The 16,998-nt window shown below is 49.1% G+C and carries 15 protein-coding genes; 2 read left to right on the top strand and 13 right to left on the bottom strand.

What is annotated here, in order from left to right:
- Positions 1 to 55: 55 nt before the first annotated feature.
- The 5 genes from cuyB to ACXAJH_RS08375 all read right to left on the bottom strand — a co-directional run bounded on the left by cuyB (position 56) and on the right by ACXAJH_RS08375 (position 4,954).
- Entirely contained in the window at positions 56 to 766 is a 711-nt protein-coding gene (gene cuyB, locus ACXAJH_RS08395; protein WP_474969967.1) for a cysteate racemase, read from the bottom strand.
- Positions 767 to 811: 45 nt separating this feature from the next.
- Positions 812 to 2,359 carry a Mur ligase family protein gene (locus tag ACXAJH_RS08390; RefSeq protein WP_474969968.1) on the bottom strand — a complete coding sequence of 516 codons (1,548 nt, stop codon included), beginning with the start codon at positions 2,357 to 2,359 and terminating at the stop codon, positions 812 to 814.
- 118 nt (positions 2,360 to 2,477) lie between these two features.
- On the bottom strand, positions 2,478 to 3,665 hold the full coding sequence (locus tag ACXAJH_RS08385) for a carboxylate--amine ligase (protein ID WP_474969969.1): 1,188 nt from the start codon (positions 3,663 to 3,665) through the stop codon (positions 2,478 to 2,480).
- 172 nt (positions 3,666 to 3,837) lie between these two features.
- Positions 3,838 to 3,996, bottom strand: coding sequence for a hypothetical protein (locus tag ACXAJH_RS08380; RefSeq protein WP_156896539.1), 159 nt, complete (start codon positions 3,994 to 3,996; stop codon positions 3,838 to 3,840).
- Positions 3,997 to 4,156: 160 nt separating this feature from the next.
- Positions 4,157 to 4,954 carry an RDD family protein gene (locus tag ACXAJH_RS08375; protein ID WP_474969970.1) on the bottom strand — a complete coding sequence of 266 codons (798 nt, stop codon included), beginning with the start codon at positions 4,952 to 4,954 and terminating at the stop codon, positions 4,157 to 4,159.
- Between the two features lie 90 nt (positions 4,955 to 5,044).
- Between ACXAJH_RS08375 and ACXAJH_RS08370 the strand changes: the two genes are divergently transcribed.
- Positions 5,045 to 6,007 (top strand): stage II sporulation protein M, encoded by a 963-nt coding sequence (locus ACXAJH_RS08370; RefSeq protein ID WP_474969971.1) that lies wholly within the window; start codon positions 5,045 to 5,047, stop codon positions 6,005 to 6,007.
- Here the strand turns inward: ACXAJH_RS08370 and ACXAJH_RS08365 are convergent.
- The 5 genes from ACXAJH_RS08365 to ACXAJH_RS08345 are packed head-to-tail and all read right to left on the bottom strand — an operon-like array spanning position 5,985 to position 10,944.
- Entirely contained in the window at positions 5,985 to 7,343 is a 1,359-nt protein-coding gene (locus ACXAJH_RS08365) for a DUF58 domain-containing protein (RefSeq protein ID WP_474993609.1), read from the bottom strand. The genes ACXAJH_RS08370 and ACXAJH_RS08365 overlap by 23 nt on opposite strands.
- Positions 7,294 to 8,223 (bottom strand): AAA family ATPase, encoded by a 930-nt coding sequence (locus ACXAJH_RS08360; RefSeq protein WP_474969973.1) that lies wholly within the window; start codon positions 8,221 to 8,223, stop codon positions 7,294 to 7,296. The genes ACXAJH_RS08365 and ACXAJH_RS08360 overlap by 50 nt, the downstream gene beginning before the upstream one ends.
- Positions 8,220 to 9,344: a DUF4350 domain-containing protein gene (locus ACXAJH_RS08355; RefSeq protein WP_474993607.1), complete on the bottom strand. Its 1,125-nt coding sequence runs from the start codon at positions 9,342 to 9,344 to the stop codon at positions 8,220 to 8,222. Before ACXAJH_RS08355 ends, ACXAJH_RS08360 begins: the two co-directional genes overlap by 4 nt.
- Positions 9,344 to 9,985 (bottom strand): hypothetical protein, encoded by a 642-nt coding sequence (locus ACXAJH_RS08350; protein WP_474970747.1) that lies wholly within the window; start codon positions 9,983 to 9,985, stop codon positions 9,344 to 9,346. The genes ACXAJH_RS08355 and ACXAJH_RS08350 overlap by 1 nt, the downstream gene beginning before the upstream one ends.
- A 29-nt stretch (positions 9,986 to 10,014) precedes the next feature.
- Entirely contained in the window at positions 10,015 to 10,944 is a 930-nt protein-coding gene (locus ACXAJH_RS08345) for a hypothetical protein (RefSeq protein WP_474970746.1), read from the bottom strand.
- A 120-nt stretch (positions 10,945 to 11,064) separates the two neighbouring features.
- Here ACXAJH_RS08345 and ACXAJH_RS08340 point away from each other — a divergent pair, with 120 nt between their 5' ends.
- Positions 11,065 to 11,571 carry a GrpB family protein gene (locus tag ACXAJH_RS08340; protein WP_474970745.1) on the top strand — a complete coding sequence of 169 codons (507 nt, stop codon included), beginning with the start codon at positions 11,065 to 11,067 and terminating at the stop codon, positions 11,569 to 11,571.
- A 25-nt stretch (positions 11,572 to 11,596) separates the two neighbouring features.
- Here the strand turns inward: ACXAJH_RS08340 and ACXAJH_RS08335 are convergent, their stop codons facing one another.
- From ACXAJH_RS08335 to ACXAJH_RS08325, 3 genes are all read right to left on the bottom strand, one after another.
- Positions 11,597 to 12,949: a dipeptidase gene (locus ACXAJH_RS08335; protein WP_474969978.1), complete on the bottom strand. Its 1,353-nt coding sequence runs from the start codon at positions 12,947 to 12,949 to the stop codon at positions 11,597 to 11,599.
- A gap of 337 nt (positions 12,950 to 13,286) precedes the next feature.
- Positions 13,287 to 15,323: a catalase gene (locus ACXAJH_RS08330; RefSeq protein WP_474969979.1), complete on the bottom strand. Its 2,037-nt coding sequence runs from the start codon at positions 15,321 to 15,323 to the stop codon at positions 13,287 to 13,289.
- Positions 15,324 to 15,499: 176 nt separating this feature from the next.
- Positions 15,500 to 16,987, bottom strand: a complete 1,488-nt coding sequence (locus ACXAJH_RS08325; protein ID WP_474969980.1) for a glutamate synthase subunit beta — start codon at positions 16,985 to 16,987, stop codon at positions 15,500 to 15,502.
- Positions 16,988 to 16,998: the final 11 nt, after the last annotated feature.

Raw genomic sequence — 16,998 nt, 5'->3', positions numbered from 1 at the left:
GCCTTTCCCCCTCGAGTGAATCGTCTTAGTTATATATAAGACGAAACGGGAAGGTTCATGACTTCTGGAATACAGATTCTTTTACTACGGCATGGGCTACGACTTCCATGGGATCAAGCAGCGGCACAGGAAGATGGTAGGGTTTTAGAACCAGACCGATTTCTGTGCAGCCGGAGATGATCACTTCTGCGCCCTGATCGAGCAGTTCCTCAGCAGCAGCTTTTAAAAGGGAGAGCGGTTCTGCATCCGTGTTGCCGCTTTTAATGCCATTGCTTCCATAGATGGATTCCATCACTTTCTCGTTCTGTGTCACCGGGCGCGGTTCAATAACATCAAGGTGCCCAAGGTGCTTTTTGAACAATCCGGTCTGCAGTGTGCCGGACGTTGCCAGCACCCCGATTTTACGAACCGCGGGATAATGATCCTCGATGTATTTTTTCAACTCTTCAAAAGCATTCATAAGTGGGAAGGATACGGCTTTTTGAACATCTTCGATAAAATAATGGGCTGTCATACACGGAATACAAGCCACATCCACATTTACTTTTTCCAGATTTTTAGCGGCATCGATCATTTGCGGGACAGGATTTTCCCCGCGCCCGGATATGGCCGCAGTACGGTCCGGGATTTTAGCATTGCTGTCAATAATCACACGGTAATGATCCTGATCCTTTTCGGCCTGTGTCGCGCGGATAATCTTCATATAATATTCAGCCGTAGCCTCAGGTCCCATCCCCCCGAGTATGCCGATAATTTTGTCGTTCATCGTCTGCCTCCTTACAAAAGACCCGATACGTGGCTGAGAAGCCATTCACAGAACACCGGCCACCCGGTTTTTCAACGGTTTGAACAGCTGATCTTCGTCGATGTCTGGTCTTTTTGTACTTAACTGTTCTAAAGCAATCTTTGCGCCGGGATCCATGCCCTGACATCCTGCAAGCAGCAGCACATCGTTTTCCTTCACTTCAGATATAGCGTGGTTCACAGCGTCATCAAGCTCTTTATAAAGATGGACTTTGATGCCGGCTGCATCCATTGCTTCTTGGAACACACGGACCTCTTCGTCCGTCACAACATCCTTCTCAGTCACATGAGAATGGCTCACTGTAGCAATGATTTCCGTCAAGCCAAGACGCGGAGCCCATTCAACAATGGCATTCGCGTTCTCTTTGTTCACTGTGACCCCGCGGCTTCCACGGATAGCATAAACAAGTTTCAAGTCTGAGTAGTCCATCTGCTGCAGCGTACTCAGTGTAACGTTGATATTTCCATAGTTGGCGAAGTGATCATCCAGCATTTTGAAGTCATCTTCAAAAACCATTTCAAAGCGGCGCTCCACCCCGCCAAAGCCTTTAATCCCGGACTGGATCGTTGGAATCGGTACCTCATTCAGAAGTGCAGCTGCAATGGCCACCATGGAATTGTAAACGGAATGATAGCCCGGCGTGGACAATTCAATATCGAATTCCTGTGGAGCGTACCCGGTATTCCCGACAGAGAACGGGCGGCGGATTTCCACTGTGAACTTAGCTCGTCCCGTTGAAAGATCAAGATTCTTACAGACGAGATCCCCATCGGCGGTTTCCACACTGAATGTAAGGACATTGGCTTTCGTTTCTTCAACTAAGGATGCCGAATAGGAATCATCCAGGTTCAGGACTGCCCAGCTCCCTTCAGAAGCGTTCCGGATCAAGCTGGCTTTACTGTTAAAGTATTCCTCAAAAGATCCGTGAAGATCAATATGCTCTCTGCTGATATTGTTCAATGAGACGATATCAAAATCGACACTGCCCACCCGGCTTAAATCAAGGGCGGAGGATGAAACCTCCATCGTTACGTGGGAAACATCCTGGTTTCTCATTTCTGCAAAATATCTGTGCAGATCCAGCGATTCAGGTGTCGTCAGCTTGGTCGGTTCGGAATAGTCGCCGTATTTCACGACTACGGTCCCGATCAATCCTGTTTTCAAGCCGTGCTCTTCCAAAATGGCATCAGTCATAAAGGAAGTGGATGTCTTTCCATTCGTGGCTGTAATCCCGATGGTTTTCATAGCCTGGGAAGGGTGGTTGTAGTAGGCATCGCTTAACGCAGCCAGAGCCTGACGGCTGTCCGCGACGCGGTATTGAGGAAGATCGCCCCATCCGTCCTGGTAATCTTCTACAACTATTGCTGCTGCACCACTCTGGACCGCATCTTTCACGTAGCGGTGCCCATCCGTCTTAAAGCCTTTAATGCAGACGAAGACGTCCCCTTCGTTTACGTTTTTAGAATTGTAGGCAAGTCCCTGGACATATATGTCTTTATCATTCCAGGCTTCCAACACTTCAATCGATGATAATAACTGATTAAGCATAGCCATTGTTATCTACCTTCCCTGCTCATTTTTGACTGATTTCCATTTCGATGATCATCCGCATATATGTTTCGTACACCGCAGAACGTTTCCTGCTGTCCCCCGGCATATATTTCCTGTTTTTCTACGCTTTTTTCGTCACACGTCCAGCGACGAGGCGTGCCAGCTTCTTCCCGAAAGCAAAGGCCGGTTTCGGGTCTTTCGGGTCCCAGATTGCATGGGCTTTCGGTCTGAAATAGGATTTCATCACACTTTTCGGGGAAAGCTGACCCGTCTTGATATATTCCCTTACGGCAAGAAGATCCTCATAGGCATACCAGAATACGATGTTTTTATCCTCACGTACAGCTTTCGGCTCAAGTGGACGGCCTGTAAGCTCCCGGTAGGTGATATAAGGAATATTGATTCCTGTCTTCTGCAGCAGGTGGTTTAAGTTTGTAATCCTCACATTGATTTCAATCAAATAATACTGCCCTGTTTCGGCATCTTTTTTGAACTCGATTTCGGCAAATCCTTTGTACTGGATCCCTTCGAGGAATTTCGTTCCAAGCTCGTACAATTCCGGAACGTATTTCTGCTGAGTGTAGACAGAGGCCCCATAATTCACAGGAAACTGCCGAAGCTTCTGGCAGGTCACCCAGTGGGTCACTTTCGAATCCTGATCCAGATAAGCATCAAATGTGTACATATGATCGTCAAAACCAGGAATGATGCGCTGTACAATCACTTCGATATCTGCCGCTTTCGCCTCGTTGACTTTCTCCAGCAGTTCCTCCTGATTGTGTACCGTGAAGAGCTTTCTTCGGAACTTGGCCACAAATGCCGGTGAATCCACCGGTTTGACAAGGCACGGATACTGAATGTCCTTTTCCACACGCTCTACGAAATTCTCTTCATCGACATTGACGGTCTCAGGAACCGCCACCCCATGTTCAGAAGCCAGGGTATGAAGCGTTCCTTTGTCCATTATCTTAGTATATAACCCCTGTTCCTTTTGAGGAATAAGGAAATGTTCCCGTAATTCCGGCAGATGTTCATCGACGAACTCCACGTACGGATCGGCTGTCGGAATGAGAACAGGAGGACTGTCCTGTTTCTTAGCATAATCCACGAGGAAAGCAGCAAGTCCAGCCGGATCTTCTTTATAGTGAGGTCCGATCAGCGCTTCCGAACAATATTTAGATTCCAGCCCGTAAGCCCCTTCCCACGCGTAATCCACAGCAGCAACATGGACACCATGAATACCCAGACACCGGATTGTACTCAGTCCAATATAATAATTCGCACCTAAAACGACCGCTTTATTCGTCATGAGATATCCCCTTTTACCTTTTTATTAACTATACACGACCCGTAATCTAAGGCGTGAATCTTCCGATATGTAAACATATATATTTTACCACAATCCACGGGGGAACAAAACGCAAACCGGTTCCCGGCATAGAAAAGGCGGCCCGGACACGGGACGCCTTCAATCTTTCTATCTATTTGGCAGATGGCGGCTGAACATCCAATGGATTGGACGGAGCAGCGGCTGTTTCCTGTCCGCTTTTGCGGAAACGGCGCACCCACGTATCAGCTGCATACATCACTAAGAACAGAAGCAGGACGGTCAGTGACAACATCGCAAATGATGTAACCATTGTTTTTCCCCTTTATTCGTTAAATTTCCTCAAATCACTACAAATCCTTATATATAATACCAAATATACGGCTGTTGTAAATGTTTATTTCTATTTTCTCCAATATTCTATGGATTCTTCAAAAAAGCCGCCTTCCATGTAAAGGAAAGGCGGCCTGGAATCAGGACCATTCAAACTCCCAGTCTTCTTTTAAAATCAGGTAGGAGGCAAAAAGGCGGTCCTCTCTGTCCAGATGGTCTGCACGGTCTTCCAGCTGCAGTTTCGGTAAAAGAATTGCTGCAACATCTTCCGTTAACTCTTCCTGTTCCACGGCATTCAAACCAGGGTAGCGGTGAACATACGTCCGAAGCAGTTTCCAATCTTCTTTTGAAAACCGCTGGCGTTCCCAATCTCCTATGTGCACCGTCTGCGCCGTAATGTTCCTTTCCCTGAGAAGCTTGTTCAGCTTTTTATCCGAACTCTTCTCTGCCTTTTTCTTCTTCTCATGGATGACAATCGTTCCAGCTACCACATCACCAAGACGTTTGTGGGACGGATGGAAAAAGACCATCAGCATACCAAGCAGGTAATAGAAAGGAAGCATATCAATAATCCGGAGCAGATTTCGAATGAGAACAGAAAGAGCGGTCGGACGTCCGCCATTCTCCCTGACCACTCGCAGTCCCAGAAGCATCTTGCCCGGCGTCCTTCCGTTTGCAAGCCATTCAAATAAAAAGAAGTACCCCCAGTTAATAATAAAAACGATCACAATGATGACAGCAACGATCACGCTCTCTGCCTGCCAGAAGTAAACACCCATGTAGTTATCCATCAGCAGGATGACTGTCAGCAGACCGGCATTCATCAGCGTAGTAATCAACGTATCTGTAATCTGTGCCGCTCCCCGGCTGCCCAGTCCAGCCAGTCTGAAATTAAGAGTCACATGCTCCGGTGTTTTCACTTGTACATTTTCCTGCATACGCCATCTCCTCTCCCGGGTTTCCATTAAAGGCAATCTTGCTTATAATTAAACTACGTTGTAAAAAATTTCCGAGCGGCAGGTGACCCTATGAATTATCGTACATTTATCTCGCAGAACCGCCAGGATTGGAAGCGGCTGGAGAATCTGATCCATACGCTGCAGCAGAATAAGAAAAAATGGACAGCCGGGCAAGTGGAGGATTTCCAGCGGACATATCAGAAGGTTACCCAGCACCTGGCGTTCAGTCAGACGTACTTCCCTGAAGAAGAGAGCACGGATTACTTGAATACGCTGACATCAAAAGCCCACAACACCCTGTATCAGGAGCAGACCTCCAACTGGAAACAGGTGAAGCATCTGTTCGGCCACACCTTCATCCATCTTCTTCGTGAGCAGTGGGCGTTTGTCATCATCAGCATGTGCCTGTTTCTTCTTGGAGGAACGGCTGCGTTTACAGCCGTCTACCAGGACCCAATGAGCCTGTACACGATACTGCCCGCCAACATCGCTCAAAACGTGGACCCGTCACAGATCGGCAGTGACGGTGGGGTGAATTCACCAGTGATGTCGGCTGAAATTCTGACCAACAATATACAGGTGGCCTTCCTTGCGTTTGCCGGTGGTGTAACCTTTGGTCTGGTCACCGTCTATGTGCTTATTTTTAACGGCATCATCGTCGGCGCGCTGGCCGCTCTTTTCTTCACCTACGGAAAATCCTATGATTTCTGGGCCTATATCGTCCCTCACGGAATCATCGAGCTGACAGCCATTTTCATTGCCGGCGGAGCCGGACTTCTGATGGGCTTTAAATTATGGGTCCCCGGCTCACGAACCCGTGCCTATCAATTGAAAACGAACGCCTACCGCTCCGTGCTGCTGTTAATCGGAACGCTGCCCTTGTTTATCATCGCCGGGATTATTGAAGGATACATCACGCCTTCTGCACTGCCGCTTGAAGCTAAGTATGCTTTTGCTGCACTGACTGTGATCGGACTACTCGTCTATATCGTTCTTGGAAGCCGACCGCTTAAAGCAGCCCGCGGTTCATAATATCAATGTAATAGGATACAGAGGCGGATGCGAGAGCCTCTTCCGGAGCTTCAACCATCGGAAGCCCACGGCTCTCCCAGCGTCTCATTTCCTCCTTTTTATCCATCAACTGCTTCTGTGCCATACTTTTCACCATTGTGGATGCAACATCTTCCGGGATGCGCCTCGCAGCCTCATCCACTGTCCTGTCCTCAATACCAACCATAAGAAATAAATGGGAACGCCTTAACCTCATCAAGTAATGCAGCGCTGTTTCTTCATATAGAAACGTGGTGACATCGCTGAACAAAAGATAAAGGCTGCGCTTATTTTGGACGGATTGTAAATATTGAAAAGCGGAGGCGTAGTTCGATTCATAACCTTCCACCTCCAAATGATAGACTTCCTGTAGAATGGTCTGCATATGGGCCATTCCTTTTCCAGGAGGCACATAGACATGAACACGCTTTGAAAAACCAGCCAGAGAAACATAGTCGCCTCGCTTTAAAGCCGCCGTTGTTACAGTAAGAGCCGCTTCCAAGGCTTTTTCGAGGCGGTTATTTTCTTCAAGCTCCACTCCCATCATTCTTCCGCAGTCAATAAGGATCGTCACATACTTCCCATGTTCCGGCTCATATTCATTCATCATGAGCTCCTGCTGTTTCGCCGTCTGGCGCCAGTTAATCTTTCGAATGTCATCGCCTGTCACGTACGACCGGATCTGACTGAACTCTCCTGAGCCGACCCGGTCTTTCCTAATGCGGGTTCCTTCATAAAGCAGAAAACGCTGGGCATCTTTCAGAAAGTGCCGGCTGCCGCTTAAGTCCGGGATGACCCGCACCTTCATTTCCTGATCGACACGTCCCTGTCTCGCCCACAGGCCGATGGATGAACACCAGCGATAGGAAATGGACGGAAGTCTATAATCGCCCCGTTGTCCGGCCGTAAACGAAAACGGGAGGTCTTTTCTTTCTCCTCCCTTGATCCATCCTTCCAGTGGAAAAGGTCTGGAGAACGATGGAGGAAAATGATCGATCACTTCTACAAACATCCGGTGATCCGAGTTGTTTTTTATGACAAGGGCAGCTTCACTCTCTAACCCACGTTCAATCTCCTCCTCCATTGAACGATGGAAGTGAATTTGTTTTTTCCCTGGCATCAGCATCAAATCCAGAAGGCTGAGGAGAAAAACGACAGCATTTAAGGAAAGCAGATACGGCCAGGGAACACCCAGGGCCGCCAGTCCTGTCACTAAAACCAACAGCACAGCTGCAAGAAGGAGCAGCCTTCGCGTTGGTACGATCCCCCTATCGCGGAACAGGAACAGATCCCACCAGCTCCTGAATGATCTGGTCATAGGTGGCTCCCTCCAATTCCATATGAGGCGCAAGTAAAATCCGGTGCCTCAGTGCAGGTACGGCTACTTTTTTCACATCGTCCGGTGTCACATAATCCCGCGACCCTAAATAGGCCCAGGCTTTTGCCGCACGTGCCATCGCTATAGCCGCCCGGGTACTCGCCCCGTTCCGGATCGTATCCGTCTCTCTTGTTTTCCTTACCAGCTGTGTGATGTACTCATAGACGTCATCCGTTACGGTAATCGCTGCAATCTCCCTGCTTACCTCCTGGAAGATATCCATAGACAGAACGGAAGTGGTCTCAGCATCAGCTGTCCCACCACTGACGATACTCTTTATAACATTCACTTCTTCTTCGAGAGCAGGGAAATCGACAGTCAATTTAAACATAAAGCGGTCCTGCTGCGCTTCCGGGAGTGGGTACGTGCCTTCAAACTCGACCGGATTCTGTGTAGCCACAACAAAAAACGGAGCAGGAAGCGTATAGGTATCCCCCTGGATGGTCAGCTGTTTTTCCTCCATCGCCTCAAGCAGTGCCGCCTGTGTTTTAGCGGGCGTACGATTGATTTCATCTGCCAGAAGAACGTTTGTAAAAACCGGTCCCTTCAATGTTTCAAACATGCCGGACTTCATGTTGTAGATCATGCTCCCTGTGATATCACTCGGAAGCAGATCGGGTGTGAACTGAATGCGTTTGAAATCGCCGCCAAGCAGGTCAGCGAGCGTCCGGACCATTTTCGTCTTCCCTGTACCCGGCACACCTTCCAAAAGGACATGGCCTCCGGAAAATACCGCTGCCAGCATCAGGCGGAGATTTTCCGACTGTCCGATGACTTTACTTTCGTAGGATTCGATTAATTGATGGATCTGCTCTTTCATCTGTCCTGCACCTCTTTCCTCATCTGTTCAAGTACACCTGACCATTCCAGGTAGGATTTTTTATCGACATGACTTTGATGTTCCAGCGGTTCAATCCGGCGGGACATCGTCGTCCACCTTTCCAACGAATCCGGGTCGATCCGTCCGTCCAGACGCTCTCTCGTTTCTTCCCATGATATGTGGACCGGTACACCGAAGCGCTCCTGCAGCAGCTGGCAGATATAGGATTCCTGGATCGCCAGCGACTCCCGGTAAAACTCCCCTTTTTTATACCAGCTTGCAACGGCCTGAAGACGTTCATCCCCAAAGCGGACGACATCCTCCCGCGGTGTGAAGAATGGGCCGAAACGCTTCCCTTTCCACCACAGCCAGGCCAGCGTCAACAAGGCCAGCTGAAAAGTGAAAAACAAGAGCCAGGAAGGGTAAACACCTGCTTTATCAGCGAACCCGTTCCGGGTATGTATGTATTCATCAAACCAAAGACTTCCGCCGCTGCCCGCTGTATCCATAAGTTTCGTGACAAGGGTAAAGTGATCCTTTTCTATTATCCGGTCGTTAACAAGCCAGGAGGGCGTTAAACCGACAATCAGCCTCCCCTCGCCGTAAGATCGTTCAATGGCAACCGCTCCACTTTCGTCCTTCAGCAGTATTTTATCTGCTTCCCCGGTCCGCAGCCGGTGGGGAGCAGGGATATCTGCCTCATACTGATTTCCGCCGGCATCTGTGATGAGCGAAGATCCCTGGTCGGAATCCGGATACTCAACAGCCACATCAAAATAACCGGCCGGATGCTGTTTCATCAGCCAGATGGTGTTGCCTGCCTCCATCCACTCCTTGTACCGCTGCATCTCCTCCCCACTCACCGTCGTCACAGGCTCCGCCATCAAGAGGGTCTGGGAGGTACCGGCCGCCGGAAGCTGTCCAGGGGCTGCATTCCAGCGCGCGGCATCCTGATCCCGCTCTTCCAACAGCGTGTAGAACCCCTTCAATCCGTTTGGTGCCGGAGATTCGGATGTGTACGGAGGATAGACTTCCGGTTCTTCTTTTGAGCTCCAGTAAATGACCCCGGCAAACAGAAGGAGAGCCGCTCCGATTCCCAGCCATGTTTTCCTTTGGTTCATCAGGCCTCCTCCTTTCTTCCTTCCTTCACATACCATGCTGCATCAGAACGGAAGGTATGGTAGTCCTTTTCATTCAGCAGCCGCTCTCCGTAGGTCATCTGGTCATACATTAAGGCCAGACGGCGGAACGCTTCCACATAATCCGCTCCGGTATGAGCTTTCAATTCCTTTTCATAATCCCCATTGGTTTTCCATGACTGCACATCTACAAACCCTTGATCATCAAAATGAAGCAGGAGCCCCAGAAAAACCTGACGGGCCGCAGCAGTCCATTGTTGCTGTTCCGCCCATTCATCTGCCTGCCGCCAATGACTATCGAGCGAAAGCGGTCCTTCTTCACCTGGAAGAAACGTCCGGTTTCTACGGGCATGCTTTTCGCCCGAGAGTCTGCTGAACAGCCGGAAAGCCAAAAACACGAGAACACCGAGGCCGATGGCTCCAATGAAATACAGCACACCATCCACCGCAGATCCTGTGATTTCCGCCCCGGGAAAAAGAGTTTCCAACAAGTCTCTGACCCATTCGGAAAGCAGTTCGCCGATCCGGCTGCCTGCACGCTCCGGCTGTTCTTCATACGCTTCATATTCCGTCCTGCTCAAAATATCGCTCAAGTATTCCTTTTCCTGCTGTATTGCGCTCATACTGCCACCCACCTTCAGCCCTTCGCAGATTACATGTTTTTATAGGAAGCAATCATATCCTTCAAGTCTCCGCCCTCATTCCGGGTCTTCAAATCGTACAACAGGACCGTGTAACCAACCATTAAAAACAATGTTCCGAGGAGTGTAGACAGGTCGGTCAAAAGTTTGCCGGCTACACTTCCTCCAAGAAGAATAATGGAAACCGCATCAAATATAGAAGTTAGCAGGAATATGATGATGCCGAAGACAACAAATAACCCGAGCGTCGCCCAGAATCTTCCTTTCGTTAATTTCCAGCTTTCTGTGAACCCAGGCGCTGCTTTTTTGTAAACAACCGATCCGAAGAACATACTCAGTCGTGTTCCAAAAAAAGCGAGCAGCGCGATAAAACCGAGGACGAGGAGAATGATCGGAATAAATCCAGCTCCGTCTCCAGCCGCAAGGGTCAGTCCGATCCCGCCAAATCCAATGACAATAAAGAAAACGAAAAAGACTCCAAAGACGATGACCCCAAGCAGCAAAGAGCTTCCAATCAACGGCCAGAACCTTGAAAAGGCCCCTTTTACTGCTGTTTTTTTCGTCCAGCTTTCTCCTTTGATGACTTTGCCGGCTGCAATGATGACCGCAGCCTGAGCCATTGTATAGAGCACGAGATTCAAGATGGTGTTCAACCCCAGGTACACCATTTCCATTCCAATTCCCAGGTTAGCAGCAACCGAAGCTTGTATGTTTCCCGCACTGTCCAGGTTGTTCATCAGCTGCTCTCCGAATCCTCCGCCGGATGTTTCGCGGAAAAGATCAATACCGCTTACAATCATGAACAAGTAATCGACTATGAAAATCGGGCCGATTAAAAATAACAGCATAAGAAATAAAGACGGGAAATGCTTCTTCGATATGCTGAACGATGTATCAAGAATTTCCCCAAATGATTTAGGTTTCAGCTGTGTTGGTTCCATAACCTTCCTCCTCTATAAGCATTTACTATTAGTTTAACACGGAGAAAGGGTTATTTTGACAAAAAAAGACAATGATCTCGTGATAGAATCATAGGAACGTACCCGTAAAGGAGGAAAAGGATGGGCGATATCCAGCTGCACAACTACCAGCACGTATGGCCTGAGATATTTGCTGAAGAAAAGGCTGAAATCTTGAGCTTTCTTGATCAGGACTACCCTGTCGAGCATATAGGGAGCACAGCTGTCCCCGGGATGAAAGCAAAGCCGGTGATTGACCTGATGCTCGGTCTTCCCCGCCTTGATCTAAATGGTTCCTTCATCCATGCTCTGCAGAAAGCCGGCTATACATATGTGCCAAAGCTCGAATGGAAGGAGCGGTACTTTTTTCGTAAAGGAGAGCCGGGGAACGGAACGTGTCACCTTCACATCACAGCGTATGAAGGAAACGAGTGGCGGGATAAGCTTGCCTTTCGCGACTATCTCATGAAACATCCGGAAAAAGCCATGGACTATCAGAGGTTGAAAAGCCGCCTTGCCGTCACACACAAAAAGAACCGCTCCCGCTATACCGCAGCGAAGGAACCGTTCATTCAGCACATCCTCCATCTCGCTGAAAAAGAAAGCTGACACCCGTGTGGGTGCCAGCTTTCTTTCATGATAACTTCTGAAGATATTGGGCGGCCGTTTCGATTCCTTTTGTGAAATTATCCAGATGGAAGTGTTCATTAGGGGCATGGAGATTCTCTGTCGGAAGACCAAAACCCATCAATACGACAGGGGCATCCAGGACACGTCCAAATACTTCCACGATGGGAATGGACCCGCCTTCTTTCGGAAACAGCGGACGCACCTTGTAGACATCCTCATAAGCCTCTGCCGCAGCCTGGATAAAGGAGTTTTGAGAATCCATGGCGACAGGGTCCGCTTGAATGAATTTCTCCAGACTGACTTTGGTCCCGGCAGGCTTATGCTGCTTCACATGGCGTTCTATTGATTCATAAACCGCCTGTGGATTTTGATCACCAACGAGACGGCAGCTGATTTTGGCGGAGGCTTCCTTTGGAACAATCGTCTTCAGTCCCTCGCCCTGGAAACCGCCTGTCATGCCATTGATCTCGAGCGTCGGGCGGATGCCTGTTCTTTCTTTAAATGAAAACCCGGCTTCTCCGTAAAGGTCGTCTATATCCAGTGCGCGTTTCGTTTCTTCTTCGTCAAAAGGAACGGCAGCGACTTCCCGGCGGAGTTCTTCGGTCGGTTCCGGAACGCCTTGATAAAAGCCCTCTACAGAGACTCTCCCCTCTGAATCATGAAGGGAATCCAACAGGTTGACGAGCGAATGAACCGCATTCGGTACGCCGCCTCCATATGTACCAGAGTGAAGATCAGAGTTTGCGGTCCGGACCGTCATTTCCATCGCCAGCGCCCCACGAAGGGAGGTGCAGATCGCCGGCTGGTCTTTGCCGCTGAAGGAAGTATCACTAATCACGACAGAATCACAGGATAAACGCTCTTGATTTTCCTCAATGAAAGGACCGAGATGCGGACTGGCCACTTCTTCCTCCCCTTCGATGATAAACTTCACGTTCACAGGCAGCGCTCCATGCTCTTTCATCAGAAGCTCGGCCGCCTTGATATGAATGAACAGCTGGCCCTTGTCGTCGGTCGCTCCACGTGCATAAATCCTGCCGTCTTTGATGACCGGCTCAAACGGCGGTGTGTCCCAAAGGTCAACAGGGTCTTCCGGCTGGACGTCATAGTGACCGTACACCAGCACGGTCGGCTTATCAGGGGCATGGAGCCAGTCACCATAAACAAGTGGATGACCATTCGTTTCGATGACTTCCACATGCTCCATTCCGGCCTTTTCCAAAGCTTCGGCGGTCCATTCCGCCGCCCGGCGAACCTCTCCTTTATATGCAGACAGCGACGAAATACTCGGTATACGCAGATACTGCTTGAGTTCTTCGATAAATTGTTCCTTATGTTGTTCCACAGCTTCTCTCACTTTATTACCTCCCTTTTTCAAACCATATCCTCATTATACATGATGCAGACGGCTGTCCTTCTTTCTCCCATTGTCATCCTGCAGAAGAAAACGGACGGTGCAAGTCGAATGCACCGTCCGGATGTACTTCCTATATAAGAGAGATAATAAAGCTGATTACTACTATTAAGCCGATAATCATCAGGATCGTACGAATCATGCGATCACCTCATTGTGTTTGGATTTTCTTTTACTATTCCCTTAATCCTGCATTTTTGAAACAACGAAGAAAAAAAAGCTGCCGGAAAAATTCCCCGGCAGCCTGAGAACGGACAAATCCATCCTCCATTTTATTTTTTTACATGACTTCACGATCCCAGAAGCGGTGGGCGGCAACAGCTTCACCAAACTGTTTGGCGAACTGCTCTGCGTTGTCTCCTGTAATGACGCCGCTTTGGCCGTCCATATCGTTCTGCTGCACATATTCCACACCTTCGTGAGTCGCTCCAATTGGTTTGAAGTGCATGAACGCTTCAGACAGGAAGTTACCGGACTGCTTGGCGAACGTTTGATCCGCATCAGCACCTCCGACAGCATAAATCGCATCATAAAGAACGGAATCCACCGTGAGGAACGTATGGTCCACTTTCAGTTCTGAATTATCATCACCTTTCAGCATCCCTTGACGGTTACTGATAATGTTTGTGATGATCCCTTGGGATTCCAGCTGCTCCAATGTCTGTCTCACATCCTGACCATTAAAACCGTCAGCAAGAATGACACCGACCGTCCTCGTTGCCGGAGAGTGAACCGTATTCGCCTGGCTGAGCGCCGGGGAAGATTTCGTCACGTTCGAACCACCGGATTCCGGAGGGGTTACACCGATGTTCTTCGCAAAAGACTGGGCGAGCTCAAGGCTTACGTTGGAGAACATCTCTACGATTTTCTCACGCACATCCTCACTCTGTACTTTTCCAAGTTCAAAGCTGAATGCATTGATGATGTGATTCTTTTCATGATCACTCATGCTGTTCCAGAACAGGGTCGCCTGGGAGAAGTGATCCTTAAAGCTTTCACTTCGTGCACGGACTTTATGGCCGTCCACTTTTTCCTGATAATGCTCAAAGCCGCCTTCTGCTTTGCTCGCAGGTGCCGGCGTGTTGCCAGCCAGACCATTTTTGTGATAAGCCACAGGTCCTTTATTGATCGTCTGACGTCCATAGCCGTCACGCTGATTGTTAAAGAACGGGCAGACCGGACGGTTGATCGGCAGTTCGTGGAAGTTCGGGCCGCCGAGGCGGATCAGCTGCGTATCCGTGTAGGAGTGAAGACGCCCCTGTAGCAGCGGGTCATTCGTAAAGTCGATGCCTGGTACAAGATGGCCCGGGTGGAAGGCGACCTGTTCGTTTTCAGCAAAGACGTTATCGACGTTGCGGTTCATCGTCAGTTTACCGACGATTTCGACAGGTACGTCTTCTTCCGGCCAAAGCTTCGTCGGATCAAGAAGGTCGAAGTCAAACTTATATTCATCTTCTTCCGCAATCACCTGGAAGCCAAGTTCATATTCCGGATAATCCCCGTTTTCAATAGAGGTCCAAAGGTCACCCCGGTGGAAGTCCGGGTCTTTTCCATTAATTTTCTGAGCCTCGTCCCAAACGAGGGAATGCGTTCCAAGAACAGGTTTCCAATGGAACTTCACAAAGTGTGCGACGCCTTCTTTGTTCACAAGGCGGAAGGTATGTACACCGAAACCTTCCATCATACGCAGACTGCGTGGAATGGCACGATCGGACATTGTCCACATCACCATATGCGCAGATTCCTGGTTATGGGCAACAAAATCCCAGAACGTATCATGGGCGGATGCCCCCTGCGGCATACCGTTATGCGGTTCAGGCTTAACAGCGTGAACTAAATCGGGGAATTTGATTGCGTCCTGGATGAAGAAAACGGGAATGTTGTTTCCTACAAGATCAAAGTTCCCTTCCTGCGTATAGAATTTCGTAGCAAAACCTCGGGCGTCACGAACAGTCTCCGCAGAGCCCTTGGACCCCTGCACGGTAGAAAAACGTGTAAACGTCGGGGTTGTCTTCGATGTATCCGTCAAAAAGTCAGCACTCGTGTATTTTTCAAGTGATTTATATAATTGAAATTCTCCATGAGCAGAAAAACCTCGGGCGTGCACAATACGCTCAGGGATACGTTCATGGTCAAAGTGGGTCATTTTTTCGCGAAAGTGAAAATCCTCCATAAGAGTAGGGCCGCGCTCACCAGCTTTGAGGGAGAATTCATCCTCAGATACTTTCACTCCCTGGTTGGTGGTCATATGTTTACCAGAATCATCTACTCTGTACTGATCCAGCTGCTCATCCTTTTTTGTACGCTTGTCGCTCATTGTGCTCCTCCTCTGATTATGTTTAGAATGGTAAGTAAAAAATAACCATTACAATCTAAAAGTACCCGAGGGTTCGACAACTTAAACGACATTATTATTATTTTTAGAAAACAAAAACAATGAATCAGGTAGACCATAAAAAAAGGGGGACATCGTTGTCCCCCCTTTTTTGATAGTTAAGGCAGCTGCGTCGTACCCATCAAGTAACGATCACATTCACGGGCTGCTTCACGGCCTTCATTGATTGCCCACACAATCAAGCTTTGTCCGCGTCGCATGTCGCCCGCTGCAAACACGCCATCTACATTGGTCGTGTATCTGCCATATTGTGCAGCTACATTGGAGCGGACGGTCGTTTCTATGCCCAGCTTCTCAATGAGATCCTGCTCCGGCCCGCTGAATCCAATCGCAAGCAGGACAAGGTCCGCCTTCCACACTTTTTCCGTCCCCGGAATTTCCGTACGTACTTTGTTCCCTTTTTCATCATAGGAAAGAGCGACATCAATGGTATGCACTTCCTTGATGCGGTTGTTCTCGTCACCGACGAATTTTTTCGTCATGACTGCATAAGCTTTCGGATCTTTACCGAATTCAGCTTCCGCTTCTTTCTGCCCATATTCCACACGGTGGATAATTGGATACTGCGGCCACGGGTTTGTTTCATTATCGCGGACGCTGCTCTTCTTATCGTAGATATCAAATTGGGTCAGACTTTTACATTCATGGCGCATGGATGTGGCCATACAGTCTGTTCCTGTATCTCCCCCGCCGATCACGATCACATTCTTACCCTTGGCACTGATATAGTTGCCGTCTTCATGGTCCGAATCCAAAAGACTTTTCGTATTGGAATGAAGGAAATCCATCGCATAGTGAACGCCTTTCAAGCTTCTTCCACTTACGTCGATGTTCCTCGGTGTCGTAGCACCGCCGCATAGAATGACCGAATCATATTCTTCATTCAAGCGGGAAACAGGGTAGTTACGCCCTACCTCTGTGTTGGTCAGGAATTGAATGCCTTCCTGCTTCAGAATGTTCACACGGCGTTCCACGACGGAGTACGGAAGCTTCATTTCCGGAATGCCGTAGGTCAGCAGTCCGCCGACACGGTCATTCCGCTCGTATACCGTCACCCAGTGCCCGGCTTTGTTCAACTGCGCAGCGGCAGCAAGGCCGGCCGGACCGGAACCGACAACCGCCACTTTTTTACCTGTGCGGGAGGCCGGCGGCTGAGGAGTTACCCAGCCTTCCGAAAAACCTTTTTCAATGATTGAACGCTCTACACTACGAATCGCAACAGGCGGCTCATTTATGCCAAGCACACAGGCGCCTTCACATGGAGCCGGACAGGCAAATCCGGTAAACTCCGGGAAATTGTTCATTTCATGTTCTTTCTCAAGAGCTTCCTTCCATTTCCCTCGATAGACGAGGTCGTTCCACTCGGGAATCAAGTGATAGACCGGGCATCCAGTCGTAATGCCGTTGATTTCCATTCCGGAATGACACGTCGGAACGCCGCAGTCCATGCAGCGGGCCCCCTGCTTTTGTACTTCTTCATCTGAAAGGGGAAGCGTGTAATCTTCCCAGTCTTTCGTTCGAACTTCAGGATCACGCTCAGGTATAGCCTGGCGCGTATATTCCATAAATCCAGTTGACTTTCCCATCAGGTCTCCCC

This window comes from Halobacillus sp. ABD4_316 (genome assembly GCF_056161385.1).
The sequence above is the reverse complement of the archived record's forward strand: the minus strand, read 5'-3'. Positions and strand labels throughout refer to the sequence as shown.